General features: G+C 68.8%; 17 protein-coding genes. 10 read left to right on the forward strand and 7 right to left on the reverse strand.

Annotation, left to right across the window (positions count from 1 at the left end):
- The first annotated feature begins 35 nt into the window (after positions 1-35).
- The 5 genes from typA to KI385_RS29190 all read left to right on the forward strand — a co-directional run bounded on the left by typA (position 36) and on the right by KI385_RS29190 (position 6,798).
- Positions 36-1,940 carry a translational GTPase TypA gene (gene typA / locus KI385_RS29170; RefSeq protein ID WP_238575113.1) on the forward strand — a complete coding sequence of 635 codons (1,905 nt, stop codon included), beginning with the start codon at positions 36-38 and terminating at the stop codon, positions 1,938-1,940.
- Positions 1,941-2,185: 245 nt separating this feature from the next.
- The gene (locus KI385_RS29175; protein WP_238575114.1) at positions 2,186-3,805 is read left to right on the forward strand and encodes a peptide ABC transporter substrate-binding protein; all 1,620 of its coding nucleotides are present in this window, start codon (positions 2,186-2,188) and stop codon (positions 3,803-3,805) included.
- Between the two features lie 26 nt (positions 3,806-3,831).
- Positions 3,832-4,755, forward strand: a complete 924-nt coding sequence (locus tag KI385_RS29180; protein WP_238575115.1) for an ABC transporter permease — start codon at positions 3,832-3,834, stop codon at positions 4,753-4,755.
- Entirely contained in the window at positions 4,748-5,740 is a 993-nt protein-coding gene (locus tag KI385_RS29185; RefSeq protein ID WP_238575116.1) for an ABC transporter permease, read from the forward strand. Before KI385_RS29180 ends, KI385_RS29185 begins: the two co-directional genes overlap by 8 nt.
- 11 nt (positions 5,741-5,751) lie before the next feature.
- Complete coding sequence (locus tag KI385_RS29190) at positions 5,752-6,798, forward strand: ABC transporter ATP-binding protein (protein ID WP_238575117.1); 1,047 nt, start codon at positions 5,752-5,754, stop codon at positions 6,796-6,798.
- 25 nt (positions 6,799-6,823) lie between these two features.
- Here KI385_RS29190 and KI385_RS29195 read toward each other — a convergent pair whose 3' ends face one another.
- Positions 6,824-8,026, reverse strand: coding sequence for an RNA-guided endonuclease InsQ/TnpB family protein (locus tag KI385_RS29195; RefSeq protein ID WP_238575118.1), 1,203 nt, complete (start codon positions 8,024-8,026; stop codon positions 6,824-6,826).
- A gap of 143 nt (positions 8,027-8,169) precedes the next feature.
- Between KI385_RS29195 and KI385_RS29200 the strand changes: the two genes are divergently transcribed.
- Complete coding sequence (locus KI385_RS29200; protein WP_238575119.1) at positions 8,170-9,282, forward strand: ABC transporter ATP-binding protein; 1,113 nt, start codon at positions 8,170-8,172, stop codon at positions 9,280-9,282.
- Between the two features lie 96 nt (positions 9,283-9,378).
- Here KI385_RS29200 and KI385_RS29205 read toward each other — a convergent pair whose 3' ends face one another.
- The 5 genes from KI385_RS29205 to KI385_RS29225 form a co-directional block, all read right to left on the reverse strand.
- Positions 9,379-10,515: an ABC transporter ATP-binding protein gene (locus KI385_RS29205; RefSeq protein ID WP_238575120.1), complete on the reverse strand. Its 1,137-nt coding sequence runs from the start codon at positions 10,513-10,515 to the stop codon at positions 9,379-9,381.
- A gap of 12 nt (positions 10,516-10,527) precedes the next feature.
- Positions 10,528-11,589: an ABC transporter ATP-binding protein gene (locus KI385_RS29210; protein WP_238575121.1), complete on the reverse strand. Its 1,062-nt coding sequence runs from the start codon at positions 11,587-11,589 to the stop codon at positions 10,528-10,530.
- 11 nt (positions 11,590-11,600) lie between these two features.
- Entirely contained in the window at positions 11,601-12,572 is a 972-nt protein-coding gene (locus KI385_RS29215; RefSeq protein WP_238575122.1) for an ABC transporter permease, read from the reverse strand.
- A gap of 144 nt (positions 12,573-12,716) precedes the next feature.
- The gene (locus tag KI385_RS29220) at positions 12,717-14,516 is read right to left on the reverse strand and encodes an ABC transporter substrate-binding protein (protein ID WP_238575123.1); all 1,800 of its coding nucleotides are present in this window, start codon (positions 14,514-14,516) and stop codon (positions 12,717-12,719) included.
- A gap of 101 nt (positions 14,517-14,617) precedes the next feature.
- Positions 14,618-15,652 (reverse strand): ABC transporter permease, encoded by a 1,035-nt coding sequence (locus KI385_RS29225; RefSeq protein WP_281066919.1) that lies wholly within the window; start codon positions 15,650-15,652, stop codon positions 14,618-14,620.
- Positions 15,653-16,140: 488 nt separating this feature from the next.
- Here KI385_RS29225 and KI385_RS29230 point away from each other — a divergent pair, with 488 nt between their 5' ends.
- Positions 16,141-17,265, forward strand: a complete 1,125-nt coding sequence (locus KI385_RS29230; RefSeq protein WP_238575124.1) for a hypothetical protein — start codon at positions 16,141-16,143, stop codon at positions 17,263-17,265.
- Between the two features lie 59 nt (positions 17,266-17,324).
- Here KI385_RS29230 and KI385_RS29235 read toward each other — a convergent pair whose 3' ends face one another.
- Positions 17,325-19,505, reverse strand: coding sequence for a S9 family peptidase (locus KI385_RS29235; RefSeq protein WP_238575125.1), 2,181 nt, complete (start codon positions 19,503-19,505; stop codon positions 17,325-17,327).
- A gap of 288 nt (positions 19,506-19,793) precedes the next feature.
- Between KI385_RS29235 and KI385_RS29240 the strand changes: the two genes are divergently transcribed.
- From KI385_RS29240 to KI385_RS29250, 3 genes are all read left to right on the forward strand, one after another.
- The gene (locus tag KI385_RS29240; protein WP_128503026.1) at positions 19,794-19,988 is read left to right on the forward strand and encodes a hypothetical protein; all 195 of its coding nucleotides are present in this window, start codon (positions 19,794-19,796) and stop codon (positions 19,986-19,988) included.
- Between the two features lie 110 nt (positions 19,989-20,098).
- Positions 20,099-21,112 carry an N-acetyl-1-D-myo-inositol-2-amino-2-deoxy-alpha-D-glucopyranoside deacetylase gene (mshB, locus tag KI385_RS29245; protein ID WP_238575126.1) on the forward strand — a complete coding sequence of 338 codons (1,014 nt, stop codon included), beginning with the start codon at positions 20,099-20,101 and terminating at the stop codon, positions 21,110-21,112.
- Positions 21,109-21,669 (forward strand): DUF6113 family protein, encoded by a 561-nt coding sequence (locus KI385_RS29250; RefSeq protein ID WP_238575127.1) that lies wholly within the window; start codon positions 21,109-21,111, stop codon positions 21,667-21,669. Before mshB ends, KI385_RS29250 begins: the two co-directional genes overlap by 4 nt.
- The last annotated feature ends 150 nt before the right edge of the window (positions 21,670-21,819 follow it).

Here is a 21,819-nt window from a genome sequence, read left to right on the forward strand (position 1 = left end):
TCGCCATCCACGATTCCGGGAGAAGCGCCGCCAGTATGCCCACCCGCCACGACATTCGTAACGTAGCCATCGTCGCCCACGTCGACCACGGCAAGACGACCCTCGTCGACGCCATGCTCAAGCAGGCCGGTGCGTTCGCCGAGCACGCCGCCGAGAAGCTCGACGACCGGATGATGGACTCCAACGACCTGGAGCGTGAGAAGGGCATCACGATCCTCGCCAAGAACACGGCGGTGAAGTATCACCCCAAGTCCGGCGGGGACCCGATCACGATCAACATCATCGACACCCCCGGCCACGCCGACTTCGGTGGCGAGGTCGAGCGCGGTCTGTCGATGGTCGACGCGGTCGTGCTGCTGGTCGACGCCTCCGAGGGCCCGCTGCCGCAGACCCGCTTCGTGCTCCGCAAGGCCCTCTCGGCCCGGATGCCGGTCATCCTGTGCATCAACAAGACCGACCGTCCCGACTCCCGGATCGACGAGGTCGTCAACGAGACCTACGACCTGTTCCTGGACCTGGACGCGGACGAGGACCAGATCGAGTTCCCGATCGTCTACGCCTGCGCCCGTGACGGCGTCGCCTCGCTGACCAAGCCGGAGGACGGCACCGTCCCGGCCGACAGCACCAACCTGGAGCCGTTCTTCACCACGCTGCTGGAGCACGTCCCGGCCCCCGAGTACGACGAGTCCGCCCCGCTGCAGGCGCACGTCACCAACCTCGACGCGGACAACTTCCTCGGCCGTATCGCGCTGCTCCGCGTCGAGCAGGGCGAGCTGCGCAAGGGCCAGAACGTCGCCTGGATCAAGCGCGACGGCTCCACCTCCAACGTCCGCATCACCGAGCTGATGATGACCGAGGCGCTCACCCGCAAGCCCGCCGAGGTGGCCGGCCCCGGTGACATCTGTGCGGTCGCGGGCATCCCCGACATCATGATCGGCGAGACCCTCGCCGACCCGGAGAACCCGATCGCGCTGCCGCTGATCACGGTCGACGAGCCCGCGATCTCCATGACCATCGGTACGAACACCTCCCCGCTGGTCGGCCGCGGCGGCACCGGCAAGGGCGCGGACGCCAAGGCCGCGGTCAAGGACCGCAAGGTCACCGCCCGCCAGGTCAAGGACCGCCTGGAGCGCGAGCTGGTCGGTAACGTCAGCCTCCGCGTCCTGGAAACCGAGCGCCCCGACGCCTGGGAGGTGCAGGGCCGCGGTGAGCTGGCGCTGGCCATCCTGGTGGAGCAGATGCGCCGCGAGGGCTTCGAGATGACCATCGGCAAGCCGCAGGTGGTCACCAAGCAGGTGGACGGCAAGACCTACGAGCCGGTCGAGCGCATCACCATCGATGTGCCCGAGGAGCACATGGGCGCCGTCACCCAGCTCATGGGCACCCGCAAGGGCCGGATGGACAACATGTCCAACCACGGCTCCGGCTGGGTCCGCATGGAGTTCGTCGTCCCGTCCCGCGGCCTGATCGGCTTCCGTACGGAGTTCCTGACCAACACCCGCGGTACCGGTATCGCGCACTCCATCCACGAGGGCCACGAGCCGTGGTTCGGCGAGCTCAAGACCCGTAACAACGGTTCGCTGGTCGCCGACCGCGCCGGTGCCGTCACCGCCTTCGCGATGACGAACCTCCAGGAGCGCGGTGTGCTCTTCACCGACCCGGGCACCGAGGTGTACGAGGGCATGATCGTTGGCGAGAACTCCCGCGCCGACGACATGGACGTCAACATCACCAAGGAGAAGAAGCTCACCAACATGCGCTCCGCCTCGGCCGACTCCTTCGAGGCGATCGTGCCGCCGCGCAAGCTGTCGCTGGAGCAGTCCCTGGAGTTCTGCCGCGACGACGAGTGCGTCGAGGTGACCCCGGAGTCCGTGCGTATCCGCAAGGTCGTCCTGGACCAGAAGGAGCGCGGCCGCACCGCCTCCCGGGCCAAGCGGTAACACTTCCGCCGGCCCGGGCCGGTCGACATGATGGGGCGCCCCTTCGCGCGAGGGGGCGCCCCCTTGTCGTACCGCGACGGCACGGCGCCGTGCCGCCGACCCCAACTCCGTTCCGGCATACGAGGGTTTTCTCAGGTCTTCGGAGCACCGGCCGTCGCCGCCGAAGTGCGCTACGTCCGGCTTTGCGATCTTATGTGGCCCAGGGCGGACAGGCCCTAGGCACGATCCGGACCTGAGGAGGCTTCATGCGTGGAGCCCTGCGCGCGAAGTGGGGCGTGTGCGCCGCCGCCGCCGTCGCCCTCGCGGCCACGGCCTGCGGCGGGGGGAGTGCGGGCCGCTCCGGGGTGGTCAGCTCGTCCTGGGGGGATCCGCAGAACCCGCTGGAGCCGGCGAACACCAATGAGGTCCAGGGCGGCAAGGTCCTGGAGATGCTGTTCCGGGGGCTCAAGAGGTACAACCCGAAGACGGGGGCCGCGGAGAATGTGATCGCGGACCGGATCGCGACGACGGATTCGCGGAATTACACGGTGACCTTGAAACCCGGCTGGTTCTTCAGCAATGGGGAGAAGGTCACCGCCAAGTCCTTCGTGGATGCCTGGAATTATGGGGCGCTGCTGGACAACAAGCAGAAGAATGCGGCGTTCTTTCAATATATTGACGGCTTCGACCGGGTGCATCCGGCGCATGGCTCGCCCACGGCCAAGACGCTGTCGGGGCTGGTGGTGAAGGATGACCGGACCTTTACCGTCAAGCTCAACCAGAAGTTTTCCAGCTGGCCGGACACGCTGGGGTACGCGGCGTTCATGCCGCTGCCGCGGGCATTCTTCCAGGACCACGCCGCCTGGCTGCGGAAGCCGGTCGGCAACGGGCCGTACACCGTCGACTCGTACGACAAGGGGTCCGTGCTGCGGATGCGCAAGTGGGAGAAGTATCCGGGGGCGGATCCGGCGCGGAACGGCGGGATCGATCTGCGGGTCTACACGGACAGCAACACCGCTTATACCGATTTGCAGGCGGGGAATCTGGACCTTGTGGACGATGTGCCGGCCGCGCAGCTCAAGAATGTCCGGAAGGACCTCGGCGGTCGCTATATCAATAAGCCGGCCGGGATCATTCAGACCCTGACCTTCCCGATGTACGAAAAGAATTGGGGTGGGGCGGGAAAGGACAAGGTGCGACGCGGGATCTCCATGGCGATCAACCGGGACCAGATCACCAAGGAGATCTTCCAGAAGACCCGGACACCCGCCACGGACTGGACCTCGCCGGTGCTGGGCGCGGGCGGCGGATACAAGGCGGGGCTGTGCGGGGAAGCCTGTGTCTTCAACCCGGGCAAGGCGAAGCAGCTGATCCAGGAGGGGGGCGGGCTGCCCGGCGGGAAGATGACGATCACGTACAACGCGGACAGCGGGTCCCACAAGGACTGGATCGACGCGATCTGCAACAGCATCAACACCTCGCTGGGGAGCGACAAGGCATGTGTCGGGAATCCGGTCGGGACATTCGCCGACTTCCGGAACAAGATCTCGGCCAAGACGTTGTCCGGGCCCTTCCGGGCCGGCTGGCAGATGGACTATCCACTGATCCAGAACTTTCTGCAGCCGCTGTACTACACCAACGCCTCGTCGAACGACGGCAAGTACAGCAACCCCACCTTCGACAAGCTGGTCGATGAGGCCAATGCCGCCGCCGACACCGCCCGGGCCGTCGCGAAGTTCCAGGACGCGGAGAAGATCCTCGCCGCGCAGATGCCGGCCATTCCGCTGTGGTACCAGAACGGCAGCGGCGGCTATTCGGACCGGATCAGAAATGTGTCGCTGAATCCGTTCAGTGTGCCCGTCTACAACGAGATCCAGGTCAACTGACCGACCGGTGAGGGAGGCTGGGCTTCATGGGACGCTATGTGATCCGGCGGCTGCTCCAGATGGTCCCGGTGTTCATCGGCAGCACATTCCTGATCTTCTTCATGGTGTACGCGCTGGGCGACCCCGTGGCCGCGATGTTCGGCGACCGGGCACCCGACCCCGCCACCGCCGCGCAGATCCGCCGCGACCTCTACCTCGACCACCCGCTGTGGCAGCAATATCTGCACTACATGGGGCAGATCTTCCAGGGGAACTTCGGGACCGCGTTCAACGGCCAGTCGGTCACCGAGCTGATGGTCTCGGCCTTTCCCGTCACGCTACGGCTGACCATCGTCGCCATCGTCATCGAGATGGTGGTGGGCATCGTGCTGGGGGTGTTCAGCGGACTGCGGCGCGGGCGGGGCATCGACACCTCGGTGCTGCTCCTCTCCCTCATCGTGGTGTCCATCCCGACCTTCGTCAGCGGCTATCTGCTGCAATTCCTGTTCGGTGTGCGGTGGGGCTGGGCCGCGCCGTCCGTGGCACCGGAAGTGCCGTGGAACGAACTTCTGCTGCCGGGGCTGGTGCTGGCGCTGGTCTCGCTCGCCTATGTGACCCGGCTGACCCGTACCTCCATCGCGGAGAACGCCCACGCCGACTACGTCCGTACGGCCATCGCGAAGGGCCTGCCCCAACACCGCGTCATCACCCGGCATCTGCTGCGCAATTCGCTGATCCCGGTCGTCACCTTCATCGGCACGGATATCGGCGCCCTGATGGGCGGCGCGATCGTCACGGAACGCATCTTCAACATCCATGGCGTCGGATTCCAGCTCTACCAGGGAATCCTGCGGCAGAATTCGCCGACCGTCGTGGGCTTTGTGACGATCCTGGTGCTGGTCTTCCTCCTCGCCAATCTCCTCGTCGACCTGCTGTACGCCGTCCTCGACCCGAGGATCCGTTATGCCTGAGTCCTACGTACCCAAGGAAGCCATCGGCCACGGCGACGGCGGCTCGGCCGCGCTGGCCATCGGCGAGGCGGAGTCGCTGGAGCGCCGGCCGGGCGCCGCACCGCCCGGCGCCGGGCCACCCACCGGAGTGCCCCTGGGCAAACCACGCAGCCTGTGGAGCGACGCCTGGCACGATCTGCGCCGCAACCCGGTCTTTGTGGTCTCCGCCCTGGTCATCGTCTTCCTGGTGGTCATCGCGATCTGGCCGCAGCTGATCGCCACCGGCAACCCGTACCGCGCGGACCTGGCCAAGGCGCAGCAGGGACCCCAGCCCGGCCACCCCTTCGGCTTCGACACCCAGGGCCGGGACGTCTACACCCGGGTGGTCTACGGGGCGCGCGCCTCCATCACCGTCGGCGTCTGCGCCACGGCCGGCGCCGCGCTGCTCGGCAGCCTGCTGGGCGGGATGGCCGGCTTCTTCGGCGGCTGGTGGGACTCCCTGCTCTCCCGGCTCGCCGATATCTTCTTCGGCATCCCGGTGATCCTCGGCGGCCTGGTCTTCCTCTCCGTCGTCGTCAGCACCACGGTCTGGCCGGTGGTCGGCTTCATCGTGCTGCTCGGCTGGCCGCAGATCTCCCGGATCGCCCGCGGCTCCGTCGTCACCGCCAAGCAGAACGACTACGTCCAGGCCGCGCGGGCGCTGGGCGCCGGCAACGGACGGCTGCTGCTGCGGCACATCGCACCGAACGCCGTCGCCCCGGTCATCGTCGTCGCCACCATCGCGCTCGGTACGTACATCGCGCTGGAGGCGACCCTGTCCTACCTGGGCGCGGGCCTCAAGCCGCCCACCGTCTCCTGGGGCATCGATATCTCCACGGCCTCCACCTACATCCGCAGCGCGCCGCACATGCTGCTGTGGCCGGCGGGCGCGCTGAGCATCACGGTGCTGGCGTTCATCATGCTCGGCGACGCGGTGCGCGACGCCCTCGACCCCAAGCTGCGCTGAGGAGCGGGAAGATGACGGACGAGGACGGGCGGCCCACGGGCGCGGCAACGGGCGCGGCCACGGCGTACACGGCCCTGCTCGACGTGCGGGACCTGCGGGTGGAGTTCCGTACCCGGGACGGCGTGGCGAAGGCCGTCAACGGCGTCAGCTTCCGGGTGGAGCCGGGGCAGACGCTGGCGGTGCTCGGGGAGTCCGGCTCCGGCAAATCCGTCACCGCGCAGGCCGTGATGGGCATTCTCGACTCGCCGCCCGGGTTCGTGACCGGCGGCGAGGTCCTCTTCCAGGGGCGCGATCTGCTCAAGCTGCGCAAGGACGAGCGGCGCAAGGTCCGTGGCGCGAAGATGGCGATGATCTTCCAGGACGCACTGTCCTCGCTGAACCCGGTGCTCAGCGTCGGCGCGCAGCTGGGGGAGATGTTCCGGGTCCACGAGGGGATGTCCCGTAAGGAGGCCCGTGGCAGGGCCGTGGAGCTGATGGAGCGGGTCGGCATCCCCGCGGCCAGGGAGCGGGTGGGGGACTATCCGCACCAGTTCTCCGGCGGTATGCGCCAGCGCATCATGATCGCGATGGCGCTGGCCCTCGGCCCCGACCTGATCATCGCGGACGAACCGACCACGGCGCTGGACGTCACCGTCCAGGCGCAGGTGATGGATCTGCTGGCGGAGCTGCAGCGCGAGCTCACCATGGGGCTGATTCTGATCACCCATGACCTGGGCGTGGTCGCGGATGTCGCCGACACGATCGCGGTGATGTACGCGGGCCGGATCGTCGAGACCGCACCCGTCCACCAGCTCTACAAGGCGCCCGCCCACCCGTACACCCGCGGTCTGCTGGACTCCATCCCACGGCTGGACCAGAGGGGACAGCGGCTGTACGCGATCAAGGGCCTGCCGCCCAATCTGACCGCCATCCCGCCGGGCTGCCCCTTCAACCCCCGCTGCCCCCTGGCCCAGGACATCTGCCGGACCGACCTTCCGCCGCTCTACGAGGCCGGGCCCGGCCGGGCCAGCGCCTGCCACTTCTGGAAGGAGACCCTCGGTGACTCCACCCACCACTGAAGCGGCGGGTTTCCTGCGTCGGTGGCTATGCCGCTGCGCAGAGGGCCAGCCCGGCCCTGATTGCTGTGTTGAGCGCACCAACCGTGTCCGCGTGCTCGATGAAACCGCAGGCGGTGCACTCGAAGCCTTCCCCGTCGCGGTTCTGCGCCGACACGTGCCCGCACAGCGGACAGGTGCGGGAAGTATTGCGGGGGTCCACCGCGATCAGCCGACGCCCGGCGCACTCTGCCTTGGCGGTCAAGACCGCGAGGAACACCCCCCAACCCGCGTCCAGAACAGCTCTGTTGAGGCCCGCTTTTGCGGCGGCCCCGTTCGGTTCGAAGGTGCCGTCCCCGCCCGGCCTGGGCTTCGGACGGCGCGTCATGTTTGCGATGTCGAGGCGTTCGTGGGCGATCACGTCCGCGTCGTGTACCACGAAGTTGGCGGCCTTGTGTGCATGGTCGAGACGCTGACGGCGGATCTTCGAGTGCAGCTTCGCGACCCGCCGTACAGCCTGGCGGTGCTTCTTCGTACGGTTCTTCGCCTTGCCCCGCTTCGGGAACTGGTCGAGGTTCCGCTGCGCGGCGGCCAGTTCGGCAGCGGCCTTGGTGAGCAAGCGCGGGTTCTCGATGTGTACGCCGTCGGTGGTGGTCAGGAAGTGGGTGGTGCCCATGTCGATGCCGACCTCGCGCCCAGTGGCGGGCAGGGGCTCAGGAGGCACGTCATCACAGGACAGCACCACGAACCACTTGCGGCCTTGGCGCTTGACGCTCACCGTCTTGACCCGGCCCCTGACCGGCCGGTGCTGGTGAACGCGAACGTGACCGACGCCCTGGAGGCGGACGCGGGTGGTTCCGTCGCGCGGGGTGGAGTCCCAGCGGCAGCCGTCGCCGTCCTTGGGAAAGTCCACCGTGTCGAACCGCGCACGGGACCGAAACCGGGGGTATCCCGGAATATCCCCGGACTTCACGCGCCGGAAGAACGCCTCGAACGCCTTGTTCAACCGGCGCAGCGTCGCCTGCTGGGAGGAGAACGACCAGCGAGCCTGCTCGGGGGCGAAGGCTCGGATGCCCTTGAGCTGCGCGGACTGGTCGCCGTACCGGACCGTCCTCTTCGAGGAGTGTCGCCAGGCGTCCCGCCGCTCCTGCAACGCCGCGTTGTAGAGGTCGCAATGATCCGCGAGCATCGCCACCAGCGCGCCCTGCTGGCCCACCGTCGGCCTCAACAAGAACTTGTAGCTACGGCGCACGGTTGTTCACCTCCCTTCCCCCGTTCAACCTACGGGCCACCACTGACAACACTGCAGATCCATGCTGAAAGCCGAGGTCAGAGCCATTGAAAGAAGGTATTCCCCCCTCGCCTGACGATACGGGTCCCCTGTCTGGACATCCGATGGAGCACGGTGGTGGTGGCCGCGCAGCGGACGGCGTGGAGCCCGGCCGGCTCCAGCAGTTCCGGGCCGCCGCCGCGCGGGCGGTCGGCGAACCGATCCTCGAAGTCCGCGACCTGGTCAAACACTTCCCGCTCACCCAAGGGGTGCTCTTCCGTAAGCAGGTGGGCGCGGTCAAGGCCGTCGACGGTGTCTCCTTCGACCTCCGCAAGGGCGAAACCCTCGGTATCGTCGGCGAATCGGGCTGCGGGAAGTCCACGGTCGCCAAGCTGCTGGTCGGCCTGGAGCGACCGACGGCGGGCCGGATCAGCTACCACGGCGAGGACATCACCCGGCTCTCGGGACGGGCGATGAGGTCCGTACGCCGCAACATCCAGATGGTCTTCCAGGACCCCTACACCTCCCTGAATCCCCGGATGACGGTCGGCGACATCATCGGCGAGCCGTACGAGATCCACCCCGAGGTGGCTCCTAAGGGAGACCGCCGCCGAAAGGTCCAGGAACTCCTGGACGTGGTCGGGCTCAACCCCGAGTACATCAACCGCTATCCGCACCAGTTCTCCGGCGGCCAGCGCCAGCGCATCGGCATCGCCCGCGGCCTCGCCCTGCGCCCGGAGATCATCGTCGCCGACGAGCCGGTCTCCGCGCTCGATGTCTCCGTCCAGGCCCAAGTGGTCAATCTCCTGGAGCAGTTGCAGAACGACTTCGACCTCTCCTACCTCTTCATCGCCCACGATCTGTCCGTCGTACGGCATATCTCCGACCGCATCGCGGTGATGTACCTGGGCCGGCTCGCCGAGATCGGCACCGAGGAGCAGATCTACGACCACCCCACCCACCCCTACACCCAGGCGCTGCTCTCCGCCGTCCCCGTTCCCGACCCGGATGCCCGCGCCCACCGCGACCGGATCCTGCTCGCGGGCGACGTCCCCTCACCCGCCAACCCGCCCTCCGGCTGCCCCTTCCGCACCCGCTGCTGGAAGGCCCAGCAGCTGTGCGCAGAGGTCGTCCCACCCCTGGAAGTACCCACCGCCTTCCATGACGCAAAGGGCCCGGCCCATCACGCCTCGGCCTGCCACTTCGCGGAGGAGCGGCATGTGGTGCCGACCGAATAGCGCCACGGTGAGGAGCGGGTGGTCCCCGGGCGTACAAAGGCCGAAGCCCGCTCCCCATAGAGGGAAGCGGGCTCCGGGCGGGGCAGTCGCGGCCGGCTAGGCGGTCTTGTCGGACCGGTCGGCCGCCGCCTCCTCGATCGCCGCCAGGGCCGGGTCGAGGATGATGTCCTCGTCGCGGGCCGCGGTCGTCGGCTCCTCGGGGAAGTGGCAGGCCGTGAGGTGGCCGCCCGCGTTCCCGGAGATCTGGACCAGCGGCGGCTCCTCGGTCGCGCACTTGTCCTGCGCCTTCCAGCACCGCGTACGGAACCGGCAGCCGGAGGGCGGGTTGACGGGGGAGGGGACGTCACCGGCCAGGCGGATCCGCTCGCGGTCCTCCTCGTCGTTCTCCACCAGCTTGGCCTCGGGCACGGCCGAGAGCAGGGCGTGGGTGTACGGGTGGCGCGGCCGGTTGTAGATGTCGTCGCGGGATCCGACCTCGACGATCTTGCCGAGGTACATCACCGCGACGCGCTCGCTGAAGTGCCGCACGATCGCCAGGTCGTGGGCGATGAACAGGAACGCGATGCCCAGCTCGCGCTGGAGCTTCTGGAGCAGGTTGACGACCTGCGCCTGGATGGAGACATCGAGCGCGGAGACCGGCTCGTCGGCGACGATCAGCTTCGGCTCCAGGGCGAGCGCGCGGGCCACGCCGATGCGCTGCCGCTGGCCGCCGGAGAACTCGTGCGGGAAGCGGTTGTAGTGCTCCGGGTTGAGACCCACGGTCTCCAGGAGCTCACGGATCCGCTTCTCCCGGCCACCGGGCGGGTTGATCCCGTTGATCTCCATCGGGCCGCCGATGATGGTGCCGACGGTCTGCCGCGGGTTGAGCGAGGCATACGGGTCCTGGAAGATCATCTGGATCTCGGAGCGGACCGGCGCCAGTTCCTTGCGGCCGGCGTGCGTGATGTCCTGACCCGCGTACGTGATCTTGCCGGAGGTCGGCTCCATGAGCCGGGTGAGCAGCCGCCCGGTGGTGGACTTGCCGCAGCCCGACTCACCGACCAGGCCGAAACTCTCGCCGGCGTGCACGGTCAGGTCGACGCCGTCGACCGCCTGGACCGCGCCGACCTTCCGCTTGAACGGGAAGCCGCCGTAGATCGGGAAGTGCTTGGTGAGGCCCTCGGCGGTGAGCAGCGGCTCGCCCGGCGTGGGCGCGGCGTCGCGAGGCGCCGGGAGGGTGACGTTGTCTGTCATGGTGGTCGCTCCCTAGCCCAGCCGGGGCTTGATCTGCTCGGTGAAGAGGGTCTGCTTCTGCTCGGCGCTCAGGTGGCACGCGGCGGCGCGCCCCAGCTCCAGCAGCGGCCGCTCGTCGGTGCAGCGCGTACCGCCGACCTCGCCGGTGAAGCCGCAGCGCGGGTTGAAGGCGCAGCCGGAGGGCGGGTTGAGCAGGCTCGGCGGGGAGCCGGGGATCGGGTGCAGCGACTCGCTGACGTCCGAGGAGAGCCGCGGCATGGAGCTCAGCAGGCCCCAGGTGTACGGGTGCCGGGGCTGGGTGAGGATCTCCTTGACGGAGCCGCGCTCGACGGCCCGGCCCGCGTACATCACCAGCAGGTCGTCCGCCGTGTTGGCGACCACGCCGAGGTCATGGGTGATCAGGATGATCGCGGAGCCGAACTCCTGCTGGAGGTCCTTGAGCAGGTCGAGGATCTGCGCCTGGACGGTGACGTCGAGGGCGGTGGTCGGCTCGTCGGCGATCAGCAGCTGGGGGTTGCAGACCAGCGACATGGCGATCATGGCGCGCTGGCGCATACCGCCGGAGAACTGGTGCGGATAGTCGTCCACCCGCAGAGTCGGCTGCGGAATACCGACCTTGGTCAGCATCTCGATGGCGCGCTGCCGGCCCTCGCGCTTGCTGGCGCCGGTGTGCTTCATGAACGGCTCGGCGATCTGCCGGCCGACCGTGTAGTACGGCGACAGCGCGGTGAGCGCGTCCTGGAAGATCATGGCCATCTTGTTGCCACGGAGCTTTTCCAGGGTCTTCTCCCTGGCTCCGGTCAACTCCTGGCCGTCCAGGACGATTTCCCCGCCGATCTCGGTGGCCTTGGGGTTGTGCAGCCCCAGGATCGCGAGGTTGGTCACCGACTTGCCGGAGCCTGATTCGCCGACGATGCCGAGCGTCTGGCCGCGCTCCAGATCGAAGGAGAGACCGTCGACCGCCTTGACGACGCCGTCCTCGGTGGAGAACCGCACATGCAGGTCACGAACGGACAGGAACGGGTCGGACCCGGCCGGCACCGTGGTGCCTTCGGTCTTGGTGAGTGTGGTCACTTCAGGCTCTCCTAGGACAGGCGCACGCGCGGGTCGATGAAGGCGTACGTCGCATCCACGATGATGTTGAACACCAGGATCAGGGCGGCGCTGAAGACCAGCACGCCCAGGACCATGGGCAGATCCAGGGTGATGACGGAGTCGATCGCGAGCCGGCCGACCCCTGCCAGCTGGAAGGTGAACTCGGTGATCATGGCGCCGCCGAACAGCGAGCTCAGGTCCATACCGAGGATGGTCACGATGGGGATCAGCGAACCGCGCCAGGCGTAGCGCATGAAGACGTACGAGCTGGACATGCCCTTGGCCTTGGCCGTCCGGACGTGCTCTTCCTGCAGCTGCTCGATCATCGTCGAGCGGGACATACGGGTGTACTGCGCGGTGAAGATCGTCGCCATCACGAGCCAGGGGAGCAGCAGCCCCATGAACCAGCCCGCGGGGTTGGAGGTGAACTCCACGTACTTGGGCGAGTCCATGAGACCGCTGTAGACGAAGAGGCCCAGCGCGATCGGACCGAGGATGTAGATCTGGGCCGAGCTCAGCACCATCGAGAGCGAGGTCAGCGCCTTGTCCAGGAACGAGCCGCGCTTGTAGGCGGCGAGCAGGCCGGTACCGAGACCCACGGTCAGGAACACCGCGGCGCCGCCGATGGCCAGCGAGGCGGTGGTGGGCAGCCGGTCGATCAGCGTCGACCAGACGTCCTGCTTGGTGGCGAAGGAGTAGCCGAAGCAGGGTGCGTTGCAGTGGCCGATGGAGTAGTCGCGGCCGGCGAAGATGCCGACGAGGAAGTCCCAGAACTGTGTCGGCAGGGGCTTGTCGAGGCCGAGGTTCTGGTGGATCAGCGCGATGTTGTCCGCGGTGCAGTTCTTTCCGCAGGACATCGCGGCCGGGTCACCGGCACCGAAGAACACGAAGAAGGTGAAGGCACTGAGCAGGAGAAGGATGACAACAGCGCCGAACGTCCGGCGAAGTAGGAATTGAAGCATGGCAGTTCGCTGCTCTCAGGACGGCGGCGGCAGTGGGCGTGAGGGGTGGCGGGCAAAGGCCCCGGAGGGCGCGCGTTCCGCCGTGTGCGCGCCGTCCGGAGTGCCTTCGTCAGACGAGGTCTGTTCCTGTAGTGGTCGCTGCCACTACTTCTTCAGGAACAGGGTGTTCGGGTCGAGGTAGCTGACGTCCATGTTGTAGCGGGCGCCGCCGATGTTCGAGCCGTACAGCTGGAGCATCTTGGTGTAGAAGACCGGCGCGGCCGGGTTGACCTTCTCCACGATGTACTGGTGCAGCTTCTGCCACTCCTCGGTCGCCTTGGCGACGTCCGTGATCTTGGAGATGCGGGCGATCTCGGAGTTCACGTGCTTGTCGTTGATGTGGGAGTAGTTCGAGGCGCCGTCCTGGATCGTGGTGCCGTCGTACGACGGCGGGATCACGGTCGAGGCGTCCGGCCAGTCCTGGCCCCAGCCGGTCATGTAGATGTCGAAGCCGTTGTCGACCTTGCCCATCTGCTCGTACCAGGAGGCGGCGTCGACCTCCTTCTTCTGCACGTTGAAGCCGGCCTTGGTCAGCGCGTCCTCGATGACGACGGCTTCCTTCTGGCGCGCCTCGGTGTTGGAGTAGGCGTAGACGAGCTTCATGCCCGTCTTGCCGGCCTCCTTGAGGAGCTTCTTGGCCTTCTCCGGCTCGCCGTTGGGGTGCGTCAGCTTGCCGTAGGGGTCGTAGCCCTTCTTGTAGCCCGCGACGGTCGGGGCGAGCAGACCGCCGGCGATCTCACCGCCGTAGCTGCCGCCGTTGATCCGGACGATCTGCTGGCTCGGCAGCGCGTAGGTGATCGCATCGCGGATCTTCTTGTCCTTGATGCGGTCCATGTTGAAGTTCATCTGCCAGACGTAGGGCTGGTAGCCCTGCACCAGGCGCTTGCTCGCGCTCGGGTTGTCCAGCACGTTCTTCGTCAGCGTGGGTTCGACCGCGTTGGTGAGGCTCACCGCGTTCTTGGCCTCACCCTGGTCGGCCATCAGGCGCTTGGTGGAGTCCGACGCCTGGTGGTTGAAGGTGAAGTTGTAGCCGTCCGGGTACGCGGTGCGCATCGGGTCCGTCTTCGGGTCCCAGTTCTTGTTCCGGACCAGCTGCATGGACTTGCCGGACTTGAACGACGCGATCTTGTACGGGCCGGAGGTCACCGGCGCCACGTCGTAGGCGTCCTTGGTGTCCTTGGCGCTGTCCGGGACCACGCTGTAGCCCGGCATCGTCAGCGCGTACGGCAGCTGCGACTGCGGCTGCTTGAAGTGGAAGATGACGGTCTTCTCGTCCGGCGTGTCCAGCACGCTCTTGGGCAGGTGGTCGCCCTTGTACGGACCGTCCGGCAGCGCCTTGCGGTAGGTCGTGCCGGCGCCCGACAGCCAGGTCTGGATGTAGGTCGGACCGTCGGTGATGAACGTGGCGTACAGCCGCTCTATGGAGTGACGGATGTCCTTCGAGGTGATCGGCTTGCCGTCCTCGAACTTGATGCCGTCCTTGAGCGTGTACTTCCAGGTCTTGCCGCCGTCGGACATCTGGCCGGCGTCGGTGGCGAGGTCGCCGACCACCTTCGCGTTGCCCTTGTCGTCCTGCTTGAAGGCGGTCAGCCCGCGGAAGATCAGCTGCGACAGCGCCTTCATGTCGCTGACGTACATCTGGCCCGGGTCCAGGTGGTTGAAGCTGTCACGCTGGTACACGCGGATGGTGCCGCCGGAGTGGGCGCCCTTGACGGCGACCGCCGGTCCGGTGGAGTCGGCGGCGGTGCCCATCGGGATCGCCTTGGCCTGGGCCGCGGCGTCGGCGTCCGTCTGCGACTTGTCCTTGCCGGAGCTGCCGCCGCTGCTGCAGCCGGTGAGCGCGAGTGAACCGGCCGCGAGGGCCACGATCACCGCGCGTGCTCTGCGCGTAGAAAGTGCGTTCATGAGTTCCAAGCACCTGCCTGTCAGTTTGGTGTCCAGATGTGCTGTCTGACGTCCCGGGCAGGCCCGGCAGGGGTGACAGCAAGCCCCCCTCAAGCGGACGATCAGCGCCCGGACTTGGGATCGAAGGCGTCGCGTACCGAGTCTCCGAGCAGGTTGAAGCACAGCACGAAGATCAGCATGGCCACGGCGGGGAAGAGCAGGAAGGAGGGGTCGTTCTCGTAGTAACGCGCACCCGCCTGGAAAAGCCGGCCCCAGTCGGGGGTCGGTTCGATGATGCCGACGCCGAGGAAGGACAGGCCCGCCTCTGCGGTCACGAAGAGGGGCAGCATGTAGGTGCTCTGCACCAGCACCGGAGTGACGACGTTCGGCAGCAGTTCCTTGCGGATGATCCGCCAGGGAGAGGCGCCGGTGATCTTCGCGGCCTCGACGAACTCCCGCTCCCGCAGGGAGAGCACCTGCCCTCGGAGCAGTCGCGCAAGACCCATCCAGCCCAGGAACCACTGCACGATGATCAGCGCGCAGACCCGCACATAGGTCGGGGTCTCATCGCCCGGGGGCACGAAGAGCGCCACCACGATCGGCATGAAGGCCACGAACGTCAGCTGGCTCGGGAAGGCCAGCAGGAAGTCGATCACGCGGCTCAGGAAGTAGTCGGTCTTGCCGCCGACGTAGCCGGCCGTCACACCGATGACAATGCCCGTGATCACGGTCAGGATGGTCACCGCGACGGAGATGCCGAGCGACATCCGCATTCCGTAGATCAGCTGCATGAACACATCGCGGCCGAGGGACGGTTCGATGCCGAACCAGTGCTCGGGGGAGATTCCGCCGTTGGCGCCGGCGGGGTACCCGAACTCGTCGAAGAGGTTGGGGTCTTCGTTCCCGTAGAGCGTGTACGGGTCCTTGCCGTACAGCGATCCGATCACCGGTGCCAACGCCGCGATGACGAAGAAGGCGAGCACGACGATCGCGCAGACCATGCCGGTACGGTCGCGTTTGAAGCGCGTCCACATCAATTGGCCGGGGGATCGGCCGACGAGCGCACCCCCCTTGCCCTTCTTTTCCTTCTTCAGACCTTCGGGCCCGAGTCCTTGGGTGTCGGACTTGGTAGCCGCGGTCTGGGATGGACTAGTCATCGCGAAGTGCCCCCGCGCCGAGTTCTCTTGGAACGTGAAGCGGCGCCGATTCGCACCGCCGGATGTGCGGACTTTCGCAAGTGATTTATGGCGGAGTCAAGGGGATCGGGTGTGCTTGCGAACAGGTCGTCTACTTCTTGAGCGAAGATTGCGCAGATTGACGCCCGGGCGTGCTTGACAGGTGGGCGGGATATACGGCATGGGGGACATATCGTCACTAACCGCTTTAACATGAAGGCAACTTCACTGTCGCAACACCGATATACGGACGCGCCATGATGAACAACGTACGGCCGTGCGGGTGCCGTGGACCGGCCGGGACGCCAGGTGGCGCCCCGGCCGGTTGTCGTTTGCACGGATTTCGTCCACCGCTCCCTCAGGGGTGTGTTGTCCCGGGGCCGGGACAGGAGTAGACCTGCGGTAGACGCCTCGTATGCCGGGGCGCCCTTTCGCCACCCAGGCACTTCGACACGGACGGGGGGCTGGCCGTGTCCAAGGTTCGGGACAGCGTTCTCACCCGCGGTGCACGCGGCACCGGCGCGCTGGTCTGCCTGCTGCTCGCGCTGCTCAGCGCGGGCTGGATCATCCGGGATCTCGCCATCGCCCAGCACGGCGCGGACATCTGGTGGACCTGGCTCGGAGAGGCGCGCCGGCCACGGGAGTTCACCGCCTGGGCCACCTCGGCGCTCGACCCGCTGCTGGTACTCGGCGCGCTCGGCACCGCGATCGCCGCACTGCGCACCGCCGTCGCCCCCGCCGTGGCCGCGGGCGCACTGCTCTCCGTCGCGGCCGCCACCGTCCTGTTGCGGACCCCGCTGGTCTGGATCCTGGGCGCGGGGTGGCTCCAGGGGCTGGATGCGGACCTCACGAGGTGGGCGCGGCTGACCGCCCTCGCCCAGCTGACGCTGGCGCTCGTACTGATCGTGGTGGTCGCGGCGGGCCGGCGGCCGGGCGGCCGAACGGGTAGGCACACGGGGCGCTTCGCCCACGGACTGCCGGAGGGGGCCTCATCGGCGTACGGAGTCGTCCACGCGGCGGCGTACGGAGCGGACCCCGGCCCGCCCGGACGGCCGCACAAGGGGCCGGCCCGCACCGCCGCCTTCCTCCTGGGCACCGCCGGACTCGCCGTCGCCGGCTGGGAGATCCACCGGCGGGTGCGGCTCGGCGCGGAGGGCTACCGCAAGGGACTGCTCGGCGACGCCTCCGTCTTCCGCGCCCTGCTGCAGCCCCCGGCGCACTGGCAGTCGGCGGCGCTCGCCCTGCTGGCCCTGGGCGCCGCTGCCGCCGCGCTGCGCCGGGCGTCCTGGGTGCGGCCCGCGGCGATGACGGCGGCCGCGCTGCTGTGCGTCCACGGGGCCCTGGCGCTCGCCCTCGCCGTACGCACCGGGGAGTTCGGCCGCCTCGCCGGGCTGCCGGCCGGGGCCCAGCTGGAGCTGGGCATCGCGGCGGGGGTGGCGACCGCCGGGCTGGCCGCGCTGATCGCGGCGGCCCGGCCCGGCGTACCCGGCCCCTCCGCGAGCGCGGACGAGGTGCGGGCGTACGGCTCCGCCCCGGGCGAGGCGCGGCCACCGCACGCCCCGCCCCCGCCGTCCACGCTCCCGCCGGGCTGGTGAGCGGGCCCGTCAGCAGGCTCGTGGGACGGGCTCGGCGGTTCCGGCGAGGCGCCGCCGTATCAGGACGGCATCCCCAGCGACCGCTTGAGGAAGTCGACCTGGAGCAGCAGCAGGTTTTCGGCCACCTGCTCCTGGGGCGTCATATGGGTCACCCCGGACAGCGGCAGCACCTCGTGCGGGCGGCCCGCCGCCAGCAGTGCCGAGGACAGCCGCAGCGAGTGCGCCACCACCACGTTGTCGTCCGCGAGGCCGTGCACGATCAGCATCGGACGGTGCGGCTCCACCGCTCCGGACAGCCCTTCGTCCGTGATCAGCGAGTTCTCGGCGTAGACCGCCGGCTCCTCGTCCGGGTGGCCGAGGTACCGCTCCTGATAGTGGGTGTCGTACAGCCGCAGGTCGGTCACCGGCGCGCCCACCACCGCCGCGTGGAAGACATCGGGGCGGCGCAGCGCGGCCAGCGCCGCGAGATAGCCGCCGAAGGACCAGCCGCGGATGGCCACCCGTGTCAGGTCCAGGGGAAAGGATCCGGCCAACGCCTGGAGCGCATGGACCTGGTCGTCCAGCGCGACCTCGGCGATACGGCGGGAGACCGCCTTCTCCCACGCGGGGGAGCGGCCCGGGGTGCCCCGGCCGTCCGCGACGATCACCGCGAAGCCCTGGTCGGCGAACCACTGGGAGGTCAGATGGGCATTGTGTCCGGCGACCACCCGCTGGCCGTGCGGACCGCCGTACGGGTCCAGCAGCACCGGCAGCGGACCGTCGTCCTCCGTATATCCGCCGGGCAGCAGCACCGCGCACGGAATCTCCCGCTCCCCGGCCAGTACGAGGCGCGGCCGGGCGGTCAGCGTCGGCTCCTCGGCGTACGAACCGATCGTGGCGAGGGTCTTCTCGCCGCCGTCCGGATCCAGCCGCACCACGTCCACCTGGGCGCCCGGCCGCTCCAGCGACGCCTGGGACAGCACGGTCAGCGCCCCGCCGCGCACCGCCGAGGACACCGTCGGATACGGGCGCGCGCCCACCCGCTCCCAGCCGCCCTGGTCCCCGCTGCCGCGGAACCACGCGCGATAGACGCCGATGTCATGCATCTCGGTGCCGCTCGCGGAGAAGAGGACATCCTCCTCGCCGATGTCCAGGACGGCCCGGACGTGCAGCGGCGCCCCGGTCAGCGGCCGGTCGCCGACGAACAGCTTGCGGGCGCCGCCCTCGTCCGCGATCCGCACCAACCGGCCGTCCGGCGTCCAGGCCGGCACCCCGGGGAACGGCTCGACCCACACCTCGTCCTCGTCCTCGTGCACCGTGGTGGTCGTGCCGGTCGCGGTGTCGACGGTCAGATAGCGCTGGTCGCGCTGGTCGCGGGACTGGACGAGCAGCAGCGGCGGGCCGGCCGACGACCAGTGGACGCGGGCGAGATAGGGGTAGCGCGCGGTGTCCCAGCTGATGTCGGTGCGCGAACCGTCCAGGCCGAAGAGCGCCAGGGTGACCTCGGCGTTGGCGGTGCCGGCCGCCGGGTACGCGACCTGGGTCGGCTCGCGGTCCGGATGCGCGGGGTCGGAGATCCACCAGCGGCGCACCGGTGACTCGTCGACCCGCGCGGCCAGCACGGCGTCGCTGTCCGGCGACCACCAAAAGCCCCGGTAGCGGCCCATCTCCTCGGCGGCGATGAACTCCGCGAGGCCCCAGGTCACCTCGGGCCCGTCGGGCACGGCCAGCGTACGGTCCGCGGCCACGGGGCCGCCGTCACGCTCGTCCGACGTGGTGGCGCCGTCCACCGCGACCACCCTCAGCCGGCCCTCCGCCACAAAGGCCACCTGCCGGCCGTCCGGTGACGGGCGGGGGTCCACCACCGGCCCGTGGACCGGGAGTTCACGCGTGGTGCCGGCCCGCAGCTCGGAGACGAAGAGCCGGCCGGAGAGGGTGAACGCCGCCAACTCCACGGCGGAGTCCGCCGCATAGCCGACGATGCCGGCCGAGCTCTCCCGGCTGCGCTCGCGGCGGGCCCGCTCCTGCGGGGGGAGGTCCTCCTCCGCGCCGGCGAACAAGGCCTGCGGATCGGCGGCTGTGAACTCCCGGTCCGCTTCCAGGTCGAGTACCCACAGCTGCTGGCTGCGGTCGGTACCGGAACCGGAACGGAGGAAGACGACGCGCGCGCCGTCCGGGGAGATCGCGAAGCCGCGCGGTGCGCCCAGAGTGAAGCGCTGAGTACGGGCATATTGCCGGGGAAACGAAGGCAGTCCGGTCATGGGGCCGAGCCTAGAGCCTGCTCGCCCGATCAGGGCCGGGTCCGACGTCGATCGCCCGGACAGGCGCTGAAGGGGGGCGGGCTCACTGCGGTCGCGCTCGTGAAGATCGTGTGCGCCCCCGCTCTGCTTCCGTGCTCCGACTTATGCGCTAGCACGGAAAGTTATGATCCCTTGCGCATAGTGGGTACGGGGTAAAGAGCCTTTGGCATACCCCGGTGCGCGGTCCGTGCAGACGGTCCGTGCGCCATCAACTCTGTCCGGACCGTAGGTACTTGGAGGTGAGCCGCCGTGGCACTCTCGATTTCGGCGGTGGTGCTGCTGGCGATCATCGTCTTCTTGCTGGTCAAGAAGTCCGGACTGAAGGCCGCGCATGCCTTTGTCTGCATGCTGCTGGGCTTCTATCTGGCCAGCTCGTCCATCGCGCCGACAGTCAAGCAGCTGACCACGAACGTCGCCAGCATGCTCGGGAACATCAAGCTCTGATCCGTCGCCGGCCGGGCTCGCCCGCCGTGCACCCGTACGTTGATCGGGTGTGCGCCGGGCGGCCCGGATCGCATGGTGAAGGCGGACCGGCCGGCTCGTAGGCTGTCCGCATGACCGCCCACCCTCCCCCAGCTACCGCTGGGAGGTACCCCCGGCCCGCCACCGCCCCCGGCGGAGCTGCCGCGCATCGCAGCGACATCCCCGCCCGCCGTCTCCTGCTGGTGCACGCGCACCCCGACGACGAGTCGATCAACAATGGCGTGACCATGGCCAAGTACGCGGCCGAGGGCGCGCTGGTGACCCTGGTGACCTGCACGCTCGGCGAGGAGGGTGAGGTCATCCCGCCCGAGCTCGCCCCTCTCGCGTCGGACCGCGACGACACCCTGGGCCCGTACCGCGCCGACGAGCTGGCCGCCGCGATGGAGGCGCTCGGCGTCACCGACCACCGCCTCCTCGGCGCTCCGGGCCGCTACCGCGACTCCGGGATGATGGGCGCCCCCCAGAACGAGCGGCCGGAGTCCTTCTGGCAGGCCCCGCTCGACGAGGCGGCCGCCGACCTGGTGGCCGTCATCCGCGAGGTCCGACCGCAGGTCCTGGTCACCTATGACCCGAATGGCGGATACGGGCACCCCGACCACATCCAGGCGCACCGCGTCGCCATGCGCGGCGCCGAGCTCGCCGCGCGGGCGGATTTCCGCCCCGAGCTGGGCGGCGCGTATGCGATCGGGAAGATTTACTGGAACTGCAACCCCCGTTCCCAGGTCGAGGAGGGCTTCGAGCGGCTGCGCGCCACCGGTCACAGCTTCCCCGGAATCGCCACCGTGGACGATGTGCCGGGGGTGGTGCCGGACTCCGATGTGACGGCGTCCATCACCGGCGACCCGGCGTATGCGGCCGCGAAGGCCGCGGCGATGCGCGCCCACTACACCCAGATCGCGGTCGACGGACCGTTCTTCGCGCTCTCCAACGACTTGGGGCAGCCGCTCTTCGGTACGGAGCACTATCTGCTGGTGCACGGTGACCCGGGCGCCGCTGCCGGCGAACGCGAGGACGACCTGTTCGCGGGTATTGGCGAAATGGTGGGTATGGAGGAGAGTGCCCGGATCGAGGAGGCGGCGGAATGAGCACGGCGAAGGGCGGGGGGTCGGCCGGTGACGGGAAAGACGGTGCGGCCGCCGGCAAGAACGGCGGACCCTCGGGCAAGGGCGGGCGGTCGCGGGCGGGCTCGGGCGGTGCGTCCGGCGCCCGTCCTCAGGCGCGGTCCGGCGCTCCCGTGACACCGAGGGCCGGTGCCGCGCTGTCCGCACCGCTGACGCCGGGACGGATCGGCATATATGTGCTGCTCCTGGTCGCGGGCGTCCTGGTCGCGTTCGCCGGGACGCTGGTGCAAGCGGCCTGGTTCCCGGGCGGGTTGGTTCTCGCGCTGTTCGGCGTCGGCGGCCTGTTCTACGGCGGCGCCAGGGCGACCGGTACGCCGGCGGGTGTGCTGGTGCCCGGCGCGGCCTGGCTGGTGACCGTGTTCGTGCTGCTCAGCGATGTCCGGCCGGAAGGTGACTTTCTCTTCGGTGCGGGGCTCGGGTCGTACATCTTCCTCCTGGGCGGCATCCTGGTCGCTGTGATCTGCGCCACCGCTGCCCAGGTGCGCGCTACGGGCATACAACACGGCCGAGTTGGCGGATGACGTGGTCCATACCGGGACGGATGCCGCGCGGGTGCGGGTGATCGGCCCCGGTACCGGGGTTTCGCCCGTGGCGGCGGTGTTCGTACGCTCCCCGGGTGTCCGCCCGCGGCGGACAGTATGGTGGTGCGCGCCGTCGCGCCGCCCTGGGGG

Origin of the sequence: Streptomyces inhibens (genome assembly GCF_022221585.1) — a bacterium.
GTDB classification, from domain to species: domain Bacteria; phylum Actinomycetota; class Actinomycetes; order Streptomycetales; family Streptomycetaceae; genus Streptomyces; species Streptomyces inhibens.